The organism is Streptomyces sp. CA-278952 (assembly GCF_028747205.1).
Taxonomy (GTDB): Bacteria; Actinomycetota; Actinomycetes; order Streptomycetales; family Streptomycetaceae; genus Streptomyces.
Map to the genome: position 1 here is coordinate 7,955,484 of NZ_CP112880.1, position 16,598 is coordinate 7,972,081.

The following is a 16,598-nucleotide window of genomic DNA, read 5'->3' on the forward strand; positions in this document are numbered from 1 at the left end:
CCGTGCTCCCCCTGACCGTCCATCGCCAAGGGCCAGGTCGATCCCGGAGGATCCACCGGCGGCGAGAAGGAAGCCGACACCGTGTCGGTTCAGGAGGTCCGTGCACTGCCCGTCCTGCGCCCTGACGTCCGGAATCGACCGGTGGAGCTGGGAGGACGACCCCTACGCGTGCGGGCACCTCGGCTTCACGTCGAGATGCCCGGCGCGCGGACGCGGGAACGGGTGGTCAGCGCCGAAGGCGGCCATGTCGGCCTCGATCCCTTCTCGATCGCGGTCACTGGAGCGGTTCGTCGCCGCCGAGGAGAGGGAGGAGTCCATGGCGGCGTCCGGGCCGAAGAATCTCCACCGCTCCCCGCGCACCGGGGGGAAGCCGTCCGACGGCGTGCACATCTGATCGGTGGCCTGCGCCCAGTCGGCGCCGAAGCCGAGCCGCGCGGAGTCCTTCGCCATGATGTGTGGAATGCCCTACTCCGTGTATCGGGGATGACGGGGGAGAGACCGCCCCCGGACGGGTGCCTCCGACTCAAGTGCCCCGGACGCGGCGGCCGGCGGCAGCGACGCCGAGACGGTGAACAGGGCGAGACCGGCGACCCGAGCAGTCTCAGACGGTTTCGGCACGTCAAGGTGTTTCCTCCCAGCGGTGCGGGTGGCACGTCCGGCCGGTCCGGAACGCCCGGACGGACCAGGCGCCACTGAGCCAGGGAGCCCGGGGGGCTGTCAGCCGTCTGGTCGGTATCCAGCCTCTTGACCCCTGGGGGCCGGGCCGCACAGGATCACGCCATGACAGGTGTACGCAGCAGCACAGTCGACGGCGTCCTCACCCGCAGCGCCGGGCGCACGCCCGGGCGGACCGCCGTGCGGTACGCCGGCCGGGCCTGGACCTACCGCTCCCTGGACGCCGCCGTCTCCACGGCCGCCGCCGTCCTCACCGAGGAGCACGGGCTCGCTCCCGGCGACCGGGTGGCCGCCTACGCGCACAACTCCGACGCCTATCTCATCGGCTTCCTCGCCTGCGCACGGGCCGGGTTCGTCCATGTGCCGGTCAACCAGAACCTCACCGGCGACGACCTGGCCTACCTCCTCGACCAGTCCGGCTCCTCCCTCGTCCTGACCGACCCGGACCTCGCCGGGCGGCTCCCCGCCGGGCGCCCGGTGCGCGCGCTGCGCGACGCCCCCGGCTCGCTGCTCGACGCCCTGGGGACGGAACGGGCGTTCACCCCGCGGCGCCCGCCCGCCTCCGAGGACCTGGTGCAGCTGCTGTACACCTCCGGGACCACCGCCCTGCCCAAGGGCGCGATGATGACGCACGGGGCCCTGGTCCACGAGTACGTCAGCGCGATCACCGCGCTCGGCCTCGCCGCGACCGACCGGCCCGTGCACTCCCTGCCGCTCTACCACTCGGCCCAGATGCACGTGTTCCTGCTGCCCTATCTGGCGGTCGGCGCGGAGAACACCATCCTGGATGCCCCGGACGCGGCGTCGATCTTCGACCTCGTCGAAGCGGGCCTGGTCGACAGCCTGTTCGCCCCACCCACGGTCTGGATCGGCCTCGCCAACCACCCGGAGTTCGCCACCCGCGACCTCGCCGGACTGCGCAAGGCGTTCTACGGGGCCTCGATCATGCCCGTGCCCGTCCTGGAACGACTGCGCAGACGCCTCCCGCACCTGGCGTTCTACAACTGTTTCGGCCAGAGCGAGATCGGCCCCCTGGCCACCGTGCTGGGCCCCGACGAGCATGAGGGCCGCATGGAGTCCTGCGGCCGTCCCGTCCTCTTCGTGGAGGCCCGGGTCGTCGACGAGAAGGGCGAGGACGCCCCCGACGGCACCGCCGGCGAGGTCGTCTACCGCTCGCCCCAACTGTGCTCCGGCTACTGGGACAAGCCCGAGGAGACGGCCGCCGCCTTCCGCGACGGCTGGTTCCACTCCGGCGACCTCGCGGTCCGCGACGCCGAGGGCTTCCTCACCGTCGTCGACCGGGTCAAGGACGTCATCAACTCCGGCGGCGTCCTCGTCGCCTCCCGTCAGGTCGAGGACGCCCTGTACACCCACCCCGCCGTCGCCGAGACCGCCGTCATCGGCCTTCCCGACGACCGTTGGATCGAGGCGGTCACCGCCGTCGTCGTCCTGCGCGGCGAGGCGGACGAGAGCGAGCTCATCGCCCACGCCCGCGAGAAGCTCCCCGCCTTCAAGGCGCCCAAGCGCGTCGTGTTCGCTCAGGCGCTCCCGCGCAACGCCAGCGGGAAGATCCTCAAGCGGCAACTGCGGGACGAGCTGACCTGAGAGCGACCGCTTCTGGGACCGGGCCTTCCGGTTCCCGAGGCCTTCGGGACTCGGACGCTTCCAGGGCGGACTGACTCGCGAAATGGCGATCTACCAGCGCGGAAACGTAGTCGAGAGGACGATCAACGCCTTGAGGAGCTTCCGGGCCGTGGCCACGAGGTCCGACCAGCGCTCCTACGTCATCCACGGAGCCGTCACGCTGGTCGCGATACGCCTTTGGATCCGCCCTCGAGCCACTACAGGCCGCTCCAGTGACGAGCGCCAACTCGACGTCACAGGTACTTGACCTCAACCAAGCCTGAGGTCAGACGATCTTCTGGAGTGGTCCGCAAGAAGCGGTGCTCGGGGAGGAAGGGCAGGCCAATGGAGACAGTGACCGAGTGGATCAGGAAGAACTCACACGTGCTGGTGAACAGGAAGCCTGATGAGCCACTGAACGATCTGCGGCCGCTCGCCCCGCTGGTGCGGGACGCCAAGATCGTGGCGCTTGGAGCAGCTGCCCGACAGACACGCGAATTGTCGGACGCGGCGCATCGCATCGTGCGGCTGCTGGTGGAAGAAGAGGGGTTCCGCTCCCTTGCCCTGGAGGGCGACGACCCTGGGCGCCTCGGCTTGGACGTCTACGTCGCCACCGGCGATGGAAACCCTCGTGCGTTGCTGGGCAAAGCACGGTCGTTCTGGCAGACCGCCGAGATCCTCGATCTCGTCCACTGGATGCGGTCCTACAACAAACGACACCCAGGCGACCCGGTACGTTTCGCGCAGTTCCCTGCTGAACCGGTGCGGCATACCACACAGCTCGAGGGTCTGGCCGAACTGGAACGCACGCTGGCCGACGGTGTGAGCTGGTGGCAGCAGCGCACCGGCGACAAGATCGTCTACTGGGGTGGAATGGCGCACACCGCCGTCGGCGCCCCTCGTACCGTCTCCCCCTCCGAGCCCCTGGAGTCGCACCAGAATATGGGCGGATACCTGCGTGAACGACTGGGACGGGACTACCGGTCCGTGGGCCTGACCATGGCGCGTGGTTCCATCGGCCAACCACTGGCCGCTCCACGCCCGGACTTCGTCGACAGCCTGCTGCATGCGGCCGCCGAGAACAGGGCGGGATACATCCTTAATCTGGGCACATCGAAACCCGAGCCTATCCGCCGCCTCCTGGACGCCCCGACGCGCACGCGGTTGATCGGCCCGTTCTACGACCCCCGGGATGATGCGGCCTACCACATGTCGGGCGGGTCACTCGCGAGCTGGTTCGACGTCGTTGTCCACACGCAAGAGGTGACACCGTCCCGGCCCCTGCCCTGACGAACTCCTGCGAGGCCTGCGTGTTCCCGTCCGGCAGCCGCTCGGCCACCGGCTGGGTCGGCTTACGCCGACCGTCCAGCAGGGCCCCGCAGACAACAGGCACCTCACCGCCGCTGATCCCGCCGCGGCAACGACCCGAACACATCACCCACGAACTCCGCCAACGCACCACGGAGCCGCTCGACATCCCTCAGCTTCACACCCCGAAGATGCCCATCAACGGGCGATGTCACTCAAGGTAATGGAGTACTACGGGTAACGAAGCACTACTGGTCCGTGCCGGACTCCCGAAGGTCCACGATCCGCCGGATCTTGCCCACCGAGCGTTCCAGCGACTCCGGATCCACGATCTCGACGCTCACCGACACCCCGATGCCGTCCTTCACGGCCGCCGCGATGGCTCGCGCCGCCTTCTCCCGCTCATCGGTCGTCGCGTCCGCCCGCGCCTCCGCGAACACCGTCAGCGCGTCGAGCCGCCCGTGCCGGGTCAGCCGCAGCTGGAAGTGCGGGGCGACGGCGGGCGTACGCAGCACGATCTCCTCGATCTGAGTGGGGAAGAGGTTCACCCCGCGCAGGATCACCATGTCGTCGCTGCGGCCGGTGACCTTCTCCATCCGGCGGAACGTCCGTGCCGTCCCCGGCAGCAGCCGCGTCAGGTCCCGGGTGCGGTAGCGGACCACCGGCATCGCCTCCTTGGTCAGTGAGGTGAAGACCAGCTCTCCCTCCTCGCCGTCCGGCAACAGCTCACCCGTGAACGGGTCCACGACCTCCGGATAGAAGTGGTCCTCCCAGATGTGCAGCCCGTCCTTCGTCTCCACGCACTCCTGCGCGACCCCCGGGCCCATCACCTCGGAGAGCCCGTATATGTCGACCGCGTCGATGGCGAACCGTTCCTCGATCTCCCGGCGCATCCCCTCGGTCCACGGCTCCGCGCCGAAGATCCCGACCTCCAGGGACGTCGAACGCGGATCGACACCCTGCCGCTCGAACTCGTCCAGCAGCGTCAGCATGTACGACGGCGTGATCATGATGATCTCGGGCCGGAAGTCCTGGATCAGCCGGACCTGGCGCGCGGTCATGCCCCCGGACGCCGGGATCACCGTGCAGCCGAGCCGCTCCGCCCCGTAGTGCGCCCCGAGCCCACCGGTGAACAGCCCGTATCCGTACGCCACATGAACCTTGTGGCCGGGCCGCCCGCCCGCCGCCCGGATCGAACGGGCCACCACGTCCGCCCAGGTGTCCAGGTCCCGTTCGGTGTACCCGACGACCGTCGGACGTCCGGTCGTGCCGCTGGAGGCGTGGATCCTGCGCACTTCGTGCTCCGGCACCGCGAACATCCCGAACGGGTAGTTGTCCCGTAGATCCGCCTTCACCGTGAACGGGAACCGGGCCAGATCGGCGAGCGTCCGGCAGTCGTCGGGCCGCAGCCCCGCCCTGTCGAAGGCGTTCCGGTAGAAGGGCACGTTGTCGTACGCGTGGCGCAGCGTGGAGCGGAGCCGCTCCAGTTGCAGGGCCTCCAGTTCGCCGCGGCCGAGCTGTTCCGCCGCGTCCAGCATGGCCGTCATCAGGGCTCTTCCCTCCGAAACAGGCGACCAACACGTCATAAACTGGCCGCAAGGGGGCGACCGATCATTCGGTCGATCTTCCTGGGAGCAGTAATGCAGGCGGCCGGGGCTGCTGGCAAGAGGTACGCGGGGTTCGCGGCGGATCAGCCCGCGGCGAAGTCCGGTGCGCCCGCTCACGGCTTCCTGTTTGGATGGGGAGCATGCCGATCTTCTCCGCGCACGACACGACCCCGCTCGCCTATCACCTGGTGGGGGAGGGGGAGCCGCTGATCTGCCTGCCCGGCGGGCCGATGCGGGCGAGCGCGTATCTCGGTGACCTCGGAGGGCTCGCCGCCCGGCGGCAGCTCGTATCACTGGACCTCCGCGGCACCGGCGACTCCGGTGTGCCCGAGGACCCCTCGACGTACCGCTGCGACCGCCTCGTGGACGACGTGGAGGCGCTGCGCGAACACCTGCGCCTCGACCGGATCGACGTACTGGCGCATTCCGCCGGGGCCGACCTGGCCCTGCTGTACGCGGCCCGCCACCCGGACCGGCTCCGCACCCTGACCCTCGTCACGCCCAGCACTCGGGCCGTGGGCATCAAGATCAGCGACCAGGACCTGCGCGAGGCCGCCGAGCTGCGCCGCGACGAGCCCTGGTACCCCGAGGCGAGGGCCGCCCAGGAGGCGCTGCTCGCCGGCGGACCGTTCGCCGAGCTGTGGCCCGCCGTCCGGCCCCTCACCTACGGCCGCTGGGACGCGACGGCCCGCGCCCACGCCGAAGCCTCCGCCGGGCAGACCAACGTCGAGGCTCGCGGCCACTACGGCGGAGAAGGGGTTCACGATCCCGCCGCCACCGCCGGGGCCCTGCGCGCCCTGACCGTGCCGGTCCTCGTCCTCGCCGGGGAGTACGACGGCCACCCGAGCCCGGACCGGGCCACGGAACTCGCCGCGCTCTTCCCGGGCGCCGAGTTCGTCGTCCAGCGGGGCGCCGGGCACTTCCCGTGGCTGGACGACCCGGGAGCCTTCGCCCGTACGGTGGAGGCCTTCCTCGACCCCGACATCCGTACGGTGCAGGCGGGCGGGGTCCGACTGGCGTACCGGGTGTGGGGCGAGGAGCCGTCCCCGCCCGTCGTCCTCCTGCACGGCCGGGCCGGCTCCAGCGGGACCTGGACCCGGATCGCGGAGGACCTGGCCGCCGACCACCGTGTGTACGCCCCCGATTTCCGGGGCCACGGGCTGAGCGACTGGCCCGGCCGCTACTCCTTCGAGATGTTCCGCGATGACCTGCACGCCTTCCTGGAGGCCCGCAACCTGGCCGGCGCGACCGTCGTCGGGCACTCCATGGGCGGGGTGGCCGCCTACCTCCTGGCCCAGCGGGAGCCGGGTCTGATCGGACGGCTGGTCATCGAGGACGCGCCGCCCCTCCACCCGCTCGACCCGCCCCGGCCACCCTCCGTCCGCCCGGAGGGCCCGCTCGACTTCGACTGGCCCGTCGTCCCCGACACCGACGTCCAGCTGAACGACCCCGACCCGGCCGTCCGGAGCCGGTTCCCGGAGATCACCGCGCCCACCCTCGTCATCGGTGGCGGCCCCACCAGCCACATCGACCAGGGACAGCTCGCGCAGCTGGTCCGGGCGATACCGGAGGCCGAGCTGGTCACCATCGACGCCGGGCACCTGATCCACACGGAACGGCCGGAGGAGTTCCTCGCGGCGATCCGGTCTTTCGGGCTCGTCCGACCCGGCGGGTCCGCGGCCAACTCCACCGGCGACGGAGGTCGTGGATGGGCTTCCGATGAATGATCCCGAGGAGCACGGAGGTACGGGAAGAGGCCGCGCTGAACGGCAGGGCAGGGGCGGCGCGCGCTGACCGAAGCGGAATTCCGGACCGATGGTCCACTCCAGGGCTGCTCCCCATGCCGCTGGTGCCGCTCCCGCTGGTACTCCGAGCCGGACGACTCACTCCGGGGTGTCGCCCGAGAGGGGAGGGCGACGCGGTCGGCGCACTCGCGGTTGGCCTTGCGCTGCGCCGGACGGCGCAGCGGGGCGCCCCAGCGCCTTGCGGCGCGCCCGCATCACGTCAGCGCTTCACGGCGCGACTGCATCGCGTTCCGGCGGCCCTGCGCGGCGGCTTCACCAAGTGGTCTGGCCGGCCGGGTTTCCGCTGGGGCTGTCGTGGAGGGAGAGCTGGACGCGGACGCGTTTGCCGACCGGCTCCCGGCGGATCTCGAAGCTCTGGCAGACCATGAGCACCAGCTCCAGCCCGTGCTGGCCCACTCGGGTCGGATCGGCGGGCGAAGCCGCGGGAAGTACGGAGCCGGAGTCCCACATGGTGATGCCCAGCATGCTGCCGTCGGTCTCGAGGTCCAGCAGGCACGGACCCGGCGCGTACTTGCACACGTTCGTGGCAAGCTCGCTCACCACCAGCTGCGCCACGTCCACCGCCCGCGCGGACACGGACTCCCCGTGCAGGGCCTGAGCCCGGGAGAGGAAGTCCCGCACGAAGCCACGGGCGCGAGCGACCTCGCCCGATGCCATCTCGTAAGCGGCGCTGCCTCGCATGGTGCTCGTGCCGGCCGCCTTCCGACGCTCCTGCTCGGTCCTGTCGTACATCATCAACTGTTCCATGAAGCCGGCCCCCGTCCACATCCACCCGCGTTGACCGCGAGTGGGACTTCTTCCGCCTACCCGCCGCCGCTCATTTCAGACACGACCCCAGCGCGAAAGTCCGGCGGAGCGGAGACGAGGCGGCGGCCCCAGCGGGACCGGCTGGACGAAAGGCTCGTTCCGCCGGGTCTGCCGCGGTGGTGCGGTGTGCGGCCTGATCGGACGCCACGGCTGCCACGGAGGCGATGACTTAATACAAGTCGAAAGGAAAGTCGCGTCAGGATTCTTGACCGCGACTGATGCGACGGGCAAGGTTCCGGGAGAGCGCTCTCCCGTCTCCGTTCGATCTCTAGGAGCCCCCGCATGCCCGTAGTTGGCATATCCCCAGCGGCCCCGGTGCCCTACGGCCCCGGCCGCCGTCGTGCCCCAAGACCGGTCTCCCGCGGCCTCGTCGCCGCGATGGTCACCGCCTTGGCCGCCACCCTCCTCGCCTTCGTTCCCGCCGCGAGGGCCGAGGCCGCCCCCGTCCTGCTGTCCCAGGGCAAGCCGGTCACCGCCTCCAGTGAGGAGAACTACGGCACCCCGGCCACTGCGGCCGTTGACGGGAACGCCACCACCCGTTGGTCCAGCGCCGCCTCCGACCCGCAGTGGATACGTGTCGACCTCGGCGCGACCACGAAGCTGAGCCAGGTCGTCCTGGACTGGGAGGCGGCCTACGGCAAGGGCTACCGCGTCGAGCTGTCGGCCAACGGCTCCGACTGGTCGACCGCCTACCAGACCGCTGACGGTGACGGTGGCACGGACACCCTGAACATCAGCGGTGAAGCCCGCTACGTACGGGTGTACGGCACCGCCCGCGGCACCGGATACGGCTTCTCGCTCTGGGAGTTCAAGGTCTACGGTGAGTCCGGCGGCACCGACGGCCCGCAGCTGCCCGGCGGCGGCGACCTCGGCCCGAACGTGCACGTCTTCGACCCCTCCACGCCCAACATCCAGGCCAAACTGGACCAGGTCTTCGACGAGCAGGAGGCGGCGCACTTCGGCAATGGCCGGCACCAGTTCCTCTTCAAGCCCGGCACCTACAACAACCTGAACGCCGAGATCGGCTTCTACACCTCGATCTCCGGCCTCGGCCTCAAGCCCGACGACACCACCATCAACGGTGACGTGACCGTCGACGCGGGCTGGTTCAACGGCAACGCGACGCAGAACTTCTGGCGCTCGGCCGAGAACCTGGCGGTGAACCCGGTCAGCGGCACCAACCGCTGGGCCGTCTCCCAGGCCGCCTCCTTCCGCCGCATGCACGTCAAGGGCGGGCTCAACCTGGCCCCGAACGGCTACGGCTGGGCAAGCGGCGGTTACATCGCCGACTCCAAGGTGGACGGCCAGGTCGGCAACTACTCGCAGCAGCAGTGGTACACCCGCGACAGCTCGATCGGCGGCTGGTCCAACTCCGTCTGGAACCAGACGTTCTCGGGCGTCGAAGGCGCACCCGCCAACGCGTTCCCCGAGCCCCGCTACACCACGCTGCAGACCACTCCGATCTCGCGTGAGAAGCCGTTCCTGTACCTGGACGGCAACACGTACAAGGTCTTCGTTCCCGAGAAGCGCACCAACGCCCGCGGCGTCTCCTGGAACGGCACCCCGCAGGGCACCTCGATCGGGCTGGACAAGTTCTACGTCGTCAAGGAGGGCGCGACCGCGGCCACCATCAACCAGGCGCTGTCCCAGGGCCTCAACCTCCTCTTCACCCCCGGCATCTACCACGTCGACCAGCCCATCAACGTCAACCGCGCGAACACGGTCGTCCTCGGCCTCGGTCTCGCGACGATCATCCCCGACGGCGGCGTCACCGCGATGAAGGTCGCCGACGTCGACGGAGTCAAGCTCGCCGGCTTCCTGATCGACGCCGGTACGGTCAACTCCCCGACCCTGCTCGAGGTCGGCGCGCAGAACTCCTCCGCGGACCACGCCGCCAACCCCACCTCCGTCCAGGACGTCTACGTCCGCATCGGCGGCGCGGGCGCCGGCAAGGCCACCACCTCCATCGCCGTCCACAGCGACGACGTGATCATCGACCACACCTGGGTGTGGCGCGCCGACCACGGCGAGGGCGTCGGCTGGGAGACCAACCGCGCCGACTACGGGGTCCGGGTGTACGGCGACGACGTGCTGGCCACCGGCCTGTTCGTCGAACACTTCAACAAGTACGACGTCGAGTGGTACGGCGAGCGCGGCCGGACGATCTTCTACCAGAACGAGAAGGCGTACGACGCACCCAACCAGGCAGCCATCCAGAACGGCGACACGAAGGGCTACGCCGCCTACCGCGTCGACGACTCCGTCGACGTCCACGAGGGCTGGGGGATGGGCAGCTACTGCAACTACAACGTCGATTCGACCATCCGCCAGGACCACGGCTTCAAGGCCCCGGTGAAGCCGGGCGTGAAGTTCCACAGCCTGTTGGTGGTGTCGCTCGGCGGAATGGGCCACTACAACCACGTCATCAACAACACCGGAGCCTCCACGGTCCCGGCCGGCACCACGACCGTGCCGTCCACCCTGGTCTCCTTCCCCTGATCCGTCCCCCGCGGTGAAACCACCCGCGGTGGACGCCCCCGGGCCGATCCTGACCGTCGGCCCGGGGGACCCCCGCGGTGAGGGCTCACCCGCCGACCCTCTCTCCCACGGACGGCCGCCGTCCTCCCCGACGGCGGCCGCCCGTGTTCCCCCCATCCTCCTCAGGAGCCGCCATGCTGTCCCTGCGCAGACCCGCTCTCACCCTGACCCTCGGCGCGCTGTTCGCCTCCTCCCTCACGCTCATCGCCGCGCCGACCGAGGCGCGCGCCGCCGATCCCCTGATCTCCCAGGGCAAGACCGCCACCGCCTCCTCGCACGAGGGCGCCGGCCTCTCCGCCGCACAGGCCGTCGACGGCGACCTCACCGGCACCCGCTGGTCCAGCCAGTGGTCCGACCCCCAGTGGATCCAGATCGACCTCGGCAAGAAGTCCGACCTGAGCCGGGCCGTACTGACCTGGGAGGGCGCCTACGGCAAGGCCTACGAGATCCAGGCCAGCGACAACGGCACCGACTGGACCACCCTGAAGAAGGTCACCGACGGCGACGGCGGCACCGACGACCTGGCCCTCGCCGGCTCCGGCCGCTACGTCCGGATGCTCGGCACCGCGCGCCCCGGTGGATACGGCTACTCCCTCTGGGAGTTCCAGGTCTACGGCTCCCAGGGCACCACCGACCCCCCGCCCGGCGGGGCCGTCAAGGTCACCGGCTCCCAGGGCGCGTGGCAGCTCACCGTCGGCGGACAGCCGTACACCGTCAAGGGCCTCACCTGGGGCCCGTCCATGGCGGACGCTCCGAAGTACATGCCCGACCTGAAGTCGATGGGCGTCAACACCGTCCGCACCTGGGGCACGGACGCCGGCACCAAGCCGCTCCTCGACGCGGCCGCCGCGAACGGCCTGCGGGTCATGAACGGCTTCTGGCTCCAGCCCGGCGGCGGTCCCGGCAGCGGCGGCTGCGCCAACTACGTCACCGACACCGCGTACAAGTCGACCATGCTCACCGAGATCGCCAAGTGGGTCGAGACCTACAAGAACCACCCCGCGACCCTCATGTGGAACGTCGGCAACGAGTCCGTCCTCGGCCTCCAGAACTGCTACAGCGGCGCAGAGTTGGAAGCCCAGCGCAACGCCTACACGACGTTCGTCAACGACGTGGCCAAGAAGATCCACTCCATCGACGCCGACCACCCGGTGACCTCCACCGACGCGTGGACCGGCGCCTGGCCGTACTACAAGCGCAACGCTCCCGACCTCGACCTGTACTCGATGAACGCCTACGGCGACACGTGCGGGGTCCAGCAGGACTGGGAGGAGGGGGGCTACACCAAGCCCTACATCATCACCGAGAGCGGCCCCGCGGGTGAGTGGGAGGTGCCCGACGACGCCAACGGTGTTCCCGACGAGCCGACCGACGTGCAGAAGCGCGACGGCTACACCAAGTCCTGGGACTGCATCACCGGCCACCGGGGCGTGGCCCTGGGCGCGACCCTCTTCCACTACGGACTGGAGCACGACTTCGGCGGGGTGTGGTTCAACCTGATCCCCGACGGTCTCAAGCGGCTGTCGTACTACTCGGTGAAGAAGGCGTACACGGGCTCCAACGCCGGTGACAACCTGCCGCCGGTCATCACCGACATGACGGTGACGCCGGCCGGGTCCGCCCCGGCGGGCAAGGAGTTCACCGTCCGCGCGGACATCCGCGACCCCGAGGGCGACCAGCTCACCAACAAGATCTTCCTCAGCGGCAACTATGCCAACGGCGACAAGCGGCTCGTACCGGCGCAATTCAGGTCCACGGGCGCCGGCACCTTCGCGGTCACCGCTCCCGAGAAGCTCGGCGTGTGGAAGGTCTACATCCAGTCCGAGGACGGGAAGGGCAACGCGGGCATCGAGACCAAGTCGGTCAAGGTCGTCGCGCCGCCGATGACCGGCACCAATGTCGCTCTCGGCAAGCCCACCACGGCGTCCAGCTCGCAGGCCTCGTACGGTGACTGCCCCTGCCCGCCGGAGCGCGCCACGGACGGGAGGGCCGACACCCGGTGGGCCAGCGACTGGAGCGACCCGCAGTGGATAGCGGTCGACCTCGGTGCGCGGACGCCGGTCCGCAACCTGCAACTGGTGTGGGACCCGGCCTACGCCAAGTCCTACGAGGTCCAGGTCTCGGACGACGGCAACGCCTGGCGCACGGTCCACACCACGACGTCCGGCAACGGTGACGTCGACACCATCGCCCTGACCGAAACGGCCCGCCACGTGCGGATCCAGCTCACCGCCCGCGGCACGGGCTGGGGCTACTCACTGCACGAGTTCGGCGTCTACAGCTGATCGGGGCCGTCCAGGGGGCCGTTCCGGCGTGGAGCGGCCCCCCTTCCACGCACCGCACAGGACGAGCACGCAGGCCTCACGCGGCTTCTCGGCGCCGCGTCCTCGGCGACGGCAGGTTTCAGCAGGGCGTCGGCGGTCAGGCGGGAGGTGCGGGGCCGGGTGTCGGGGACAGCAGACAGCACGGCAAGGTGCTCGCGATCGCCCGCGGAAGGCCGAGGCGGGGGCAACGAAGCCTGCCGTCCCCCGGCCAGGCCTTACCGCCACTCAGGTGGGCGCGGCCGAGCATGCCGGGTGGGGGAGGGCACTGCGGGATACGGTCGCCTGGCACCCGGCCCGCCCGGCGTTGCGATGTGAAGGACGTCGGCTTCGCTCGCCCCGCGAGGGTTCGTACCCGTCCGATCGAGAGGAATGCCGTGCCCACTGACTTCGACGTCGTGATCGTGGGCGCGGGTGCGGCCGGGATGAGCCTGGCGTACCACCTCTGCGCACCGGACAGCGACGTACCTTTGTCGGTCGCGCTCGTAGACGCCCCGCCGGGGCCGTTGAGAGCGCCCCCGCGGACCTGGTGCTTCTGGGAGCCGCCGGGCGGGCCCTACGATCCCGTCCTGGCCGCCTCCTGGCCCCGGCTGCGGGTCCGAGCGGCCGACGGGGCCTCCACCGTGGCCCAGCTCCCGCGGCTGCGCTACAAGATGCTGCGCTCGGACGCCTTCGAGGCACTGGTCGAGCAACGGTTCTCCCGTGCACCGGACCTGTGCCGGATGGAGGCGACGGCGAGTGCCGTACGCGACGACCCGTCCGGCGTCGGCGGCGAGGTCCTGACCCGAACGGCGTGCGGTGAACGGATCCTTGTCCGCGGCCGTCTCGTCTTCGACTCCCGGCCGTCCCACCGCCTGCCCCCCGCCCGCACGACGCTGCTTCAGCATTTCACCGGCTGGTTCGTCCGCACCGAGCGTCCCGTGTTCGATCCCGGGACCGCGGACCTGATGGACTTCCGTACGCCGCAGCCCGCTCGCGGGCTCTCGTTCGGTTACGTCCTGCCACTGGACCCGCACACCGCGCTGGTCGAGTACACCGAGTTCTCACCTGCCCCGCTGGACACCGACGGCTACCGGCGAGCCCTGCGCCACTACACCCACGACGTGTTGCGGCTCGGGCCGCTCCAGGTGACGGCGCAGGAGCACGGTGTCATCCCCATGACGGACGGCCGCTTCCCGCACAAGGCGGGGCGTTCGGTGTATCGCATCGGCACCGCCGGAGGCGCGACCCGCCCGTCTACCGGCTACACCTTCGCGGCCGTGCAGCGACAGAGCCGGGCCGTCGCCGACCAGTTGCGCTCCGGACGCCCCCTGCGTGTGCCCGCCCCGTACGGGCGTCGGGCGCGGCTGATGGACGCCGTGCTGCTGCGGGCCCTGGACAGCGGCAGGGTGGACGGCGCGGACTTCTTCCACCGCCTCTTCCGCCACATTCCCGGCGAGCGGCTGCTGAGCTTCATGGACGGCCGTTCGCAACTGCACGAGGACCTGCTCATCGGCCTGCGGACACCGATGGTCCCCATGCTGCGGACCGTCTTCGAACTTCCCTTCAGAACCCGGCGTGCACGCCCGGCGGCTCCGTTTCCCCCGCACCGACCGCCCCCGAAGGGAGCACCCCATGACCCTGTTGCGCGGTGACGCGCTGTCCGAGGCCTTCGACCACGGCTCCACCGCCTACGACCGCCTCGTCTCGGCCAGCCCCGGCTACCACGCGCACCTGCGCCGCTCCGCACGCCGACTGGGCCTGCCGGAGGAGGGACGCGGACTGCGCGTGCTCGACCTGGGGTGCGGAACGGGCGCGTCCACGGCCGCGCTTCTCGCTGCCGCCCCGCGCGCCCGGATCACCGGAGTCGACGCGTCCGCGGGCATGCTGGACCGCGCGACGGCCAAGAGCTGGCCGCAGGGCGTCGACTTCGCGCACCTCCCGGTCGAGGAACTGGCCGGACGGCTGGAAGCCGGTTCCTTCGACGCGGTGTTCGCCGGCTACCTCTTCCGCAACCTCACCGACCCCGACGAGGCCCTCGACATGGTGCGCGGTCTGCTCGTACCGGGCGGCCGCCTCGCCGTCCACGAGTACACGCTCGGCGGATCCCCCGTCCACCGTGCGGTGTGGAGCGCGGTCTGCTCGCTGATCATCCAGCCCGCCGGCCGGCTCGCCGGGGACGCCGGCCTCTACCGACACCTCCGGGACAGTGTCACCCGGTTCGACACGGCTCCCGCGTTCGCCCAGCGGTTGCGCCGGGCCGGCTTCGCCGACGTACGCGTCCTCCCGCTGCCCGGCTGGCAGACCGGCATCACCCACACCTTCGTCGGTCGAACCGCAGCCGTCCCGGGGGTACGGGCGTGATGTTCGCGCGGGACAGCGGCAGGGGACACCGGCACGGCAGGGACCGGCAGGCGGCAGTCGTGCCGGCACCGGCCGGCCGCGCCCGATTCACCGGGGACGCGCCCGCGGTGGCGGTCGTCGGCGGCGGCATCGCGGGGATCGCGGCGGCCACCCTTCTCGCGGAACGCGGCGTACGCGTCACCCTCTACGAGCGCGAACCAGGCCTGGGCGGGAGGCTGTCGGGGTGGCCCACCGAGCTCACCGACGGCACCACGGTGACGATGAGCCGCGGGTTCCACGCGTTCTTCCGGCAGTACTACAACCTGCGCGGACTTCTGCGTCGGGTCGACCCGGACCTCGGTTCCCTGACCCGGCTGCCCGACTACCCGCTGTGGCACGGCTCCGGCCTGCGGGACAGCTTCGCCCGGGTGCCGCGCACGCCTCCGCTCAGCGCCATGGGGTTCGTCGCCCTCAGCCCCACCTTCGGTCTGCGGGACCTGGTCCGGATCAACCCGAGGGCGGCTGTCGGGCTGCTGGACGTGCGGGTGCCCGAGGTCTACGAACGGCTCGACGGGATCAGCGCCACCGACTTCCTCGACCGCATCCGCTTCCCGGAAGCCGCCCACCACCTGGCGTTCGAGGTCTTCTCCCGCAGCTTCTTCGCCGACCCGCGTGAACTGTCGGCGGCCGAACTGGCTCTGATGTTCCACATCTACTTCCTCGGCTCCAGCGAGGGCCTGCTCTTCGACGTGCCCGGCGAACCTTTCCCCGCAGCCCTGTGGGAACCGCTGCACCGCTACCTGGAGATCCACGGCGTCGACGTACGGACCCGGACACCGCTCCGGCAGGTCCGCCCCCTGCCCGGCGGCGGGCTGGACCTCACCACGGACGACCGCACCACCCGGTACGACGCCCTCGTCCTCGCCCTGGACAGCGGCGCCCTGCGCCGCCTCGTCGCCGCGTCCCCCGAGTTGGGCGACACCGACTGGCGCGCACGGATCGCACGGTTGCGCACCGCCCCGCCGTTCCTGGTCTCACGGCTCTGGCTCGACCGGCCCGTGGCGCACGACCGGCCCGGGTTCCTGGGGACCAGCGGCTACGGACCGCTGGACAACGTGAGCGTCCTCGACCGCTGGGAGGGCGAGGCCGCCCGCTGGGCCCGGCGCACGAGAGGCTCGGTCGTCGAGCTGCACGCGTACGCCGTCGCACCGGACGCCGACCGTTCCGCCGTACAGGACGAGACGCTGAGACAACTGCACCGCGTCTACCCGGAGACCCGGAGCGCCCGCCTCCTGGACGCCCGCCACGAATGGCGGGCGGACTGCCCGATGTTCCCCGTGGGCGGCTACCGGGACCGGCCCGGCGTGCGCAGCCCCGACCCCGCAGTCACCGTGGCCGGGGACATGGTCCGCACCGAGCTGCCCGTGGCCCTGATGGAACGCGCGGCCACCAGCGGATTCCTCGCCGCGAACGCCCTGCTGGAACGCTGGGGCGTACGGGGGCAGACGCTCTGGACCGTCCCGCGCGCGGGACGGTCGGCCGTTCTGCGCCGGCTCGCCGCGCTGGCCGACTGACGGAGGCTGACCGAGGGC

The 16,598-nt window shown here is 70.8% G+C and carries 11 protein-coding genes and 1 pseudogene; 9 read left to right on the forward strand and 3 right to left on the reverse strand.

Annotation, left to right across the window (positions count from 1 at the left end; all coding sequences use genetic code 11):
* Positions 1-162: 162 nt before the first annotated feature.
* Positions 163-450, reverse strand: coding sequence for a hypothetical protein (locus N7925_RS34850; protein ID WP_274346264.1), 288 nt, complete (start codon positions 448-450; stop codon positions 163-165).
* Between the two features lie 330 nt (positions 451-780).
* Here N7925_RS34850 and N7925_RS34855 point away from each other — a divergent pair, with 330 nt between their 5' ends.
* The 3 genes and pseudogenes from N7925_RS34855 (at position 781) to N7925_RS34865 (ending at position 3,588) form a co-directional block, all read left to right on the forward strand.
* The gene (locus N7925_RS34855; protein ID WP_274346265.1) at positions 781-2,280 is read left to right on the forward strand and encodes an acyl-CoA synthetase; all 1,500 of its coding nucleotides are present in this window, start codon (positions 781-783) and stop codon (positions 2,278-2,280) included.
* 94 nt (positions 2,281-2,374) lie between these two features.
* A pseudogene (locus tag N7925_RS34860) lies at positions 2,375-2,566 on the forward strand (hypothetical protein); the annotation flags it as partial.
* 77 nt (positions 2,567-2,643) lie between these two features.
* The gene (locus N7925_RS34865) at positions 2,644-3,588 is read left to right on the forward strand and encodes an erythromycin esterase family protein (RefSeq protein ID WP_265603514.1); all 945 of its coding nucleotides are present in this window, start codon (positions 2,644-2,646) and stop codon (positions 3,586-3,588) included.
* A 266-nt stretch (positions 3,589-3,854) separates the two neighbouring features.
* Here N7925_RS34865 and paaK read toward each other — a convergent pair whose 3' ends face one another.
* Entirely contained in the window at positions 3,855-5,153 is a 1,299-nt protein-coding gene (gene paaK / locus N7925_RS34875) for a phenylacetate--CoA ligase PaaK (protein ID WP_274346266.1), read from the reverse strand.
* A gap of 200 nt (positions 5,154-5,353) precedes the next feature.
* On the opposite strand from paaK, the gene N7925_RS34880 reads away from it, so the two are divergent.
* On the forward strand, positions 5,354-6,940 hold the full coding sequence (locus N7925_RS34880) for an alpha/beta fold hydrolase (protein WP_274346267.1): 1,587 nt from the start codon (positions 5,354-5,356) through the stop codon (positions 6,938-6,940).
* Between the two features lie 330 nt (positions 6,941-7,270).
* Here the strand turns inward: N7925_RS34880 and N7925_RS34885 are convergent, their stop codons facing one another.
* A complete protein-coding gene (locus tag N7925_RS34885; protein ID WP_265603517.1) occupies positions 7,271-7,765 on the reverse strand; it encodes an ATP-binding protein in 495 nt (164 codons plus the stop codon).
* Positions 7,766-8,107: 342 nt separating this feature from the next.
* Between N7925_RS34885 and N7925_RS34890 the strand changes: the two genes are divergently transcribed.
* The 5 genes from N7925_RS34890 to N7925_RS34910 all read left to right on the forward strand — a co-directional run bounded on the left by N7925_RS34890 (position 8,108) and on the right by N7925_RS34910 (position 16,580).
* Complete coding sequence (locus tag N7925_RS34890) at positions 8,108-10,324, forward strand: discoidin domain-containing protein (protein WP_443032329.1); 2,217 nt, start codon at positions 8,108-8,110, stop codon at positions 10,322-10,324.
* A gap of 173 nt (positions 10,325-10,497) precedes the next feature.
* On the forward strand, positions 10,498-12,648 hold the full coding sequence (locus tag N7925_RS34895) for a discoidin domain-containing protein (RefSeq protein ID WP_274346270.1): 2,151 nt from the start codon (positions 10,498-10,500) through the stop codon (positions 12,646-12,648).
* A gap of 413 nt (positions 12,649-13,061) precedes the next feature.
* Positions 13,062-14,318, forward strand: coding sequence for a lycopene cyclase family protein (locus N7925_RS34900; RefSeq protein WP_443032330.1), 1,257 nt, complete (start codon positions 13,062-13,064; stop codon positions 14,316-14,318).
* Positions 14,299-15,027, forward strand: a complete 729-nt coding sequence (locus N7925_RS34905) for a class I SAM-dependent methyltransferase (protein WP_274346271.1) — start codon at positions 14,299-14,301, stop codon at positions 15,025-15,027. The genes N7925_RS34900 and N7925_RS34905 overlap by 20 nt, the downstream gene beginning before the upstream one ends.
* Positions 15,027-16,580, forward strand: a complete 1,554-nt coding sequence (locus N7925_RS34910; RefSeq protein ID WP_274346272.1) for an NAD(P)/FAD-dependent oxidoreductase — start codon at positions 15,027-15,029, stop codon at positions 16,578-16,580. Before N7925_RS34905 ends, N7925_RS34910 begins: the two co-directional genes overlap by 1 nt.
* The last annotated feature ends 18 nt before the right edge of the window (positions 16,581-16,598 follow it).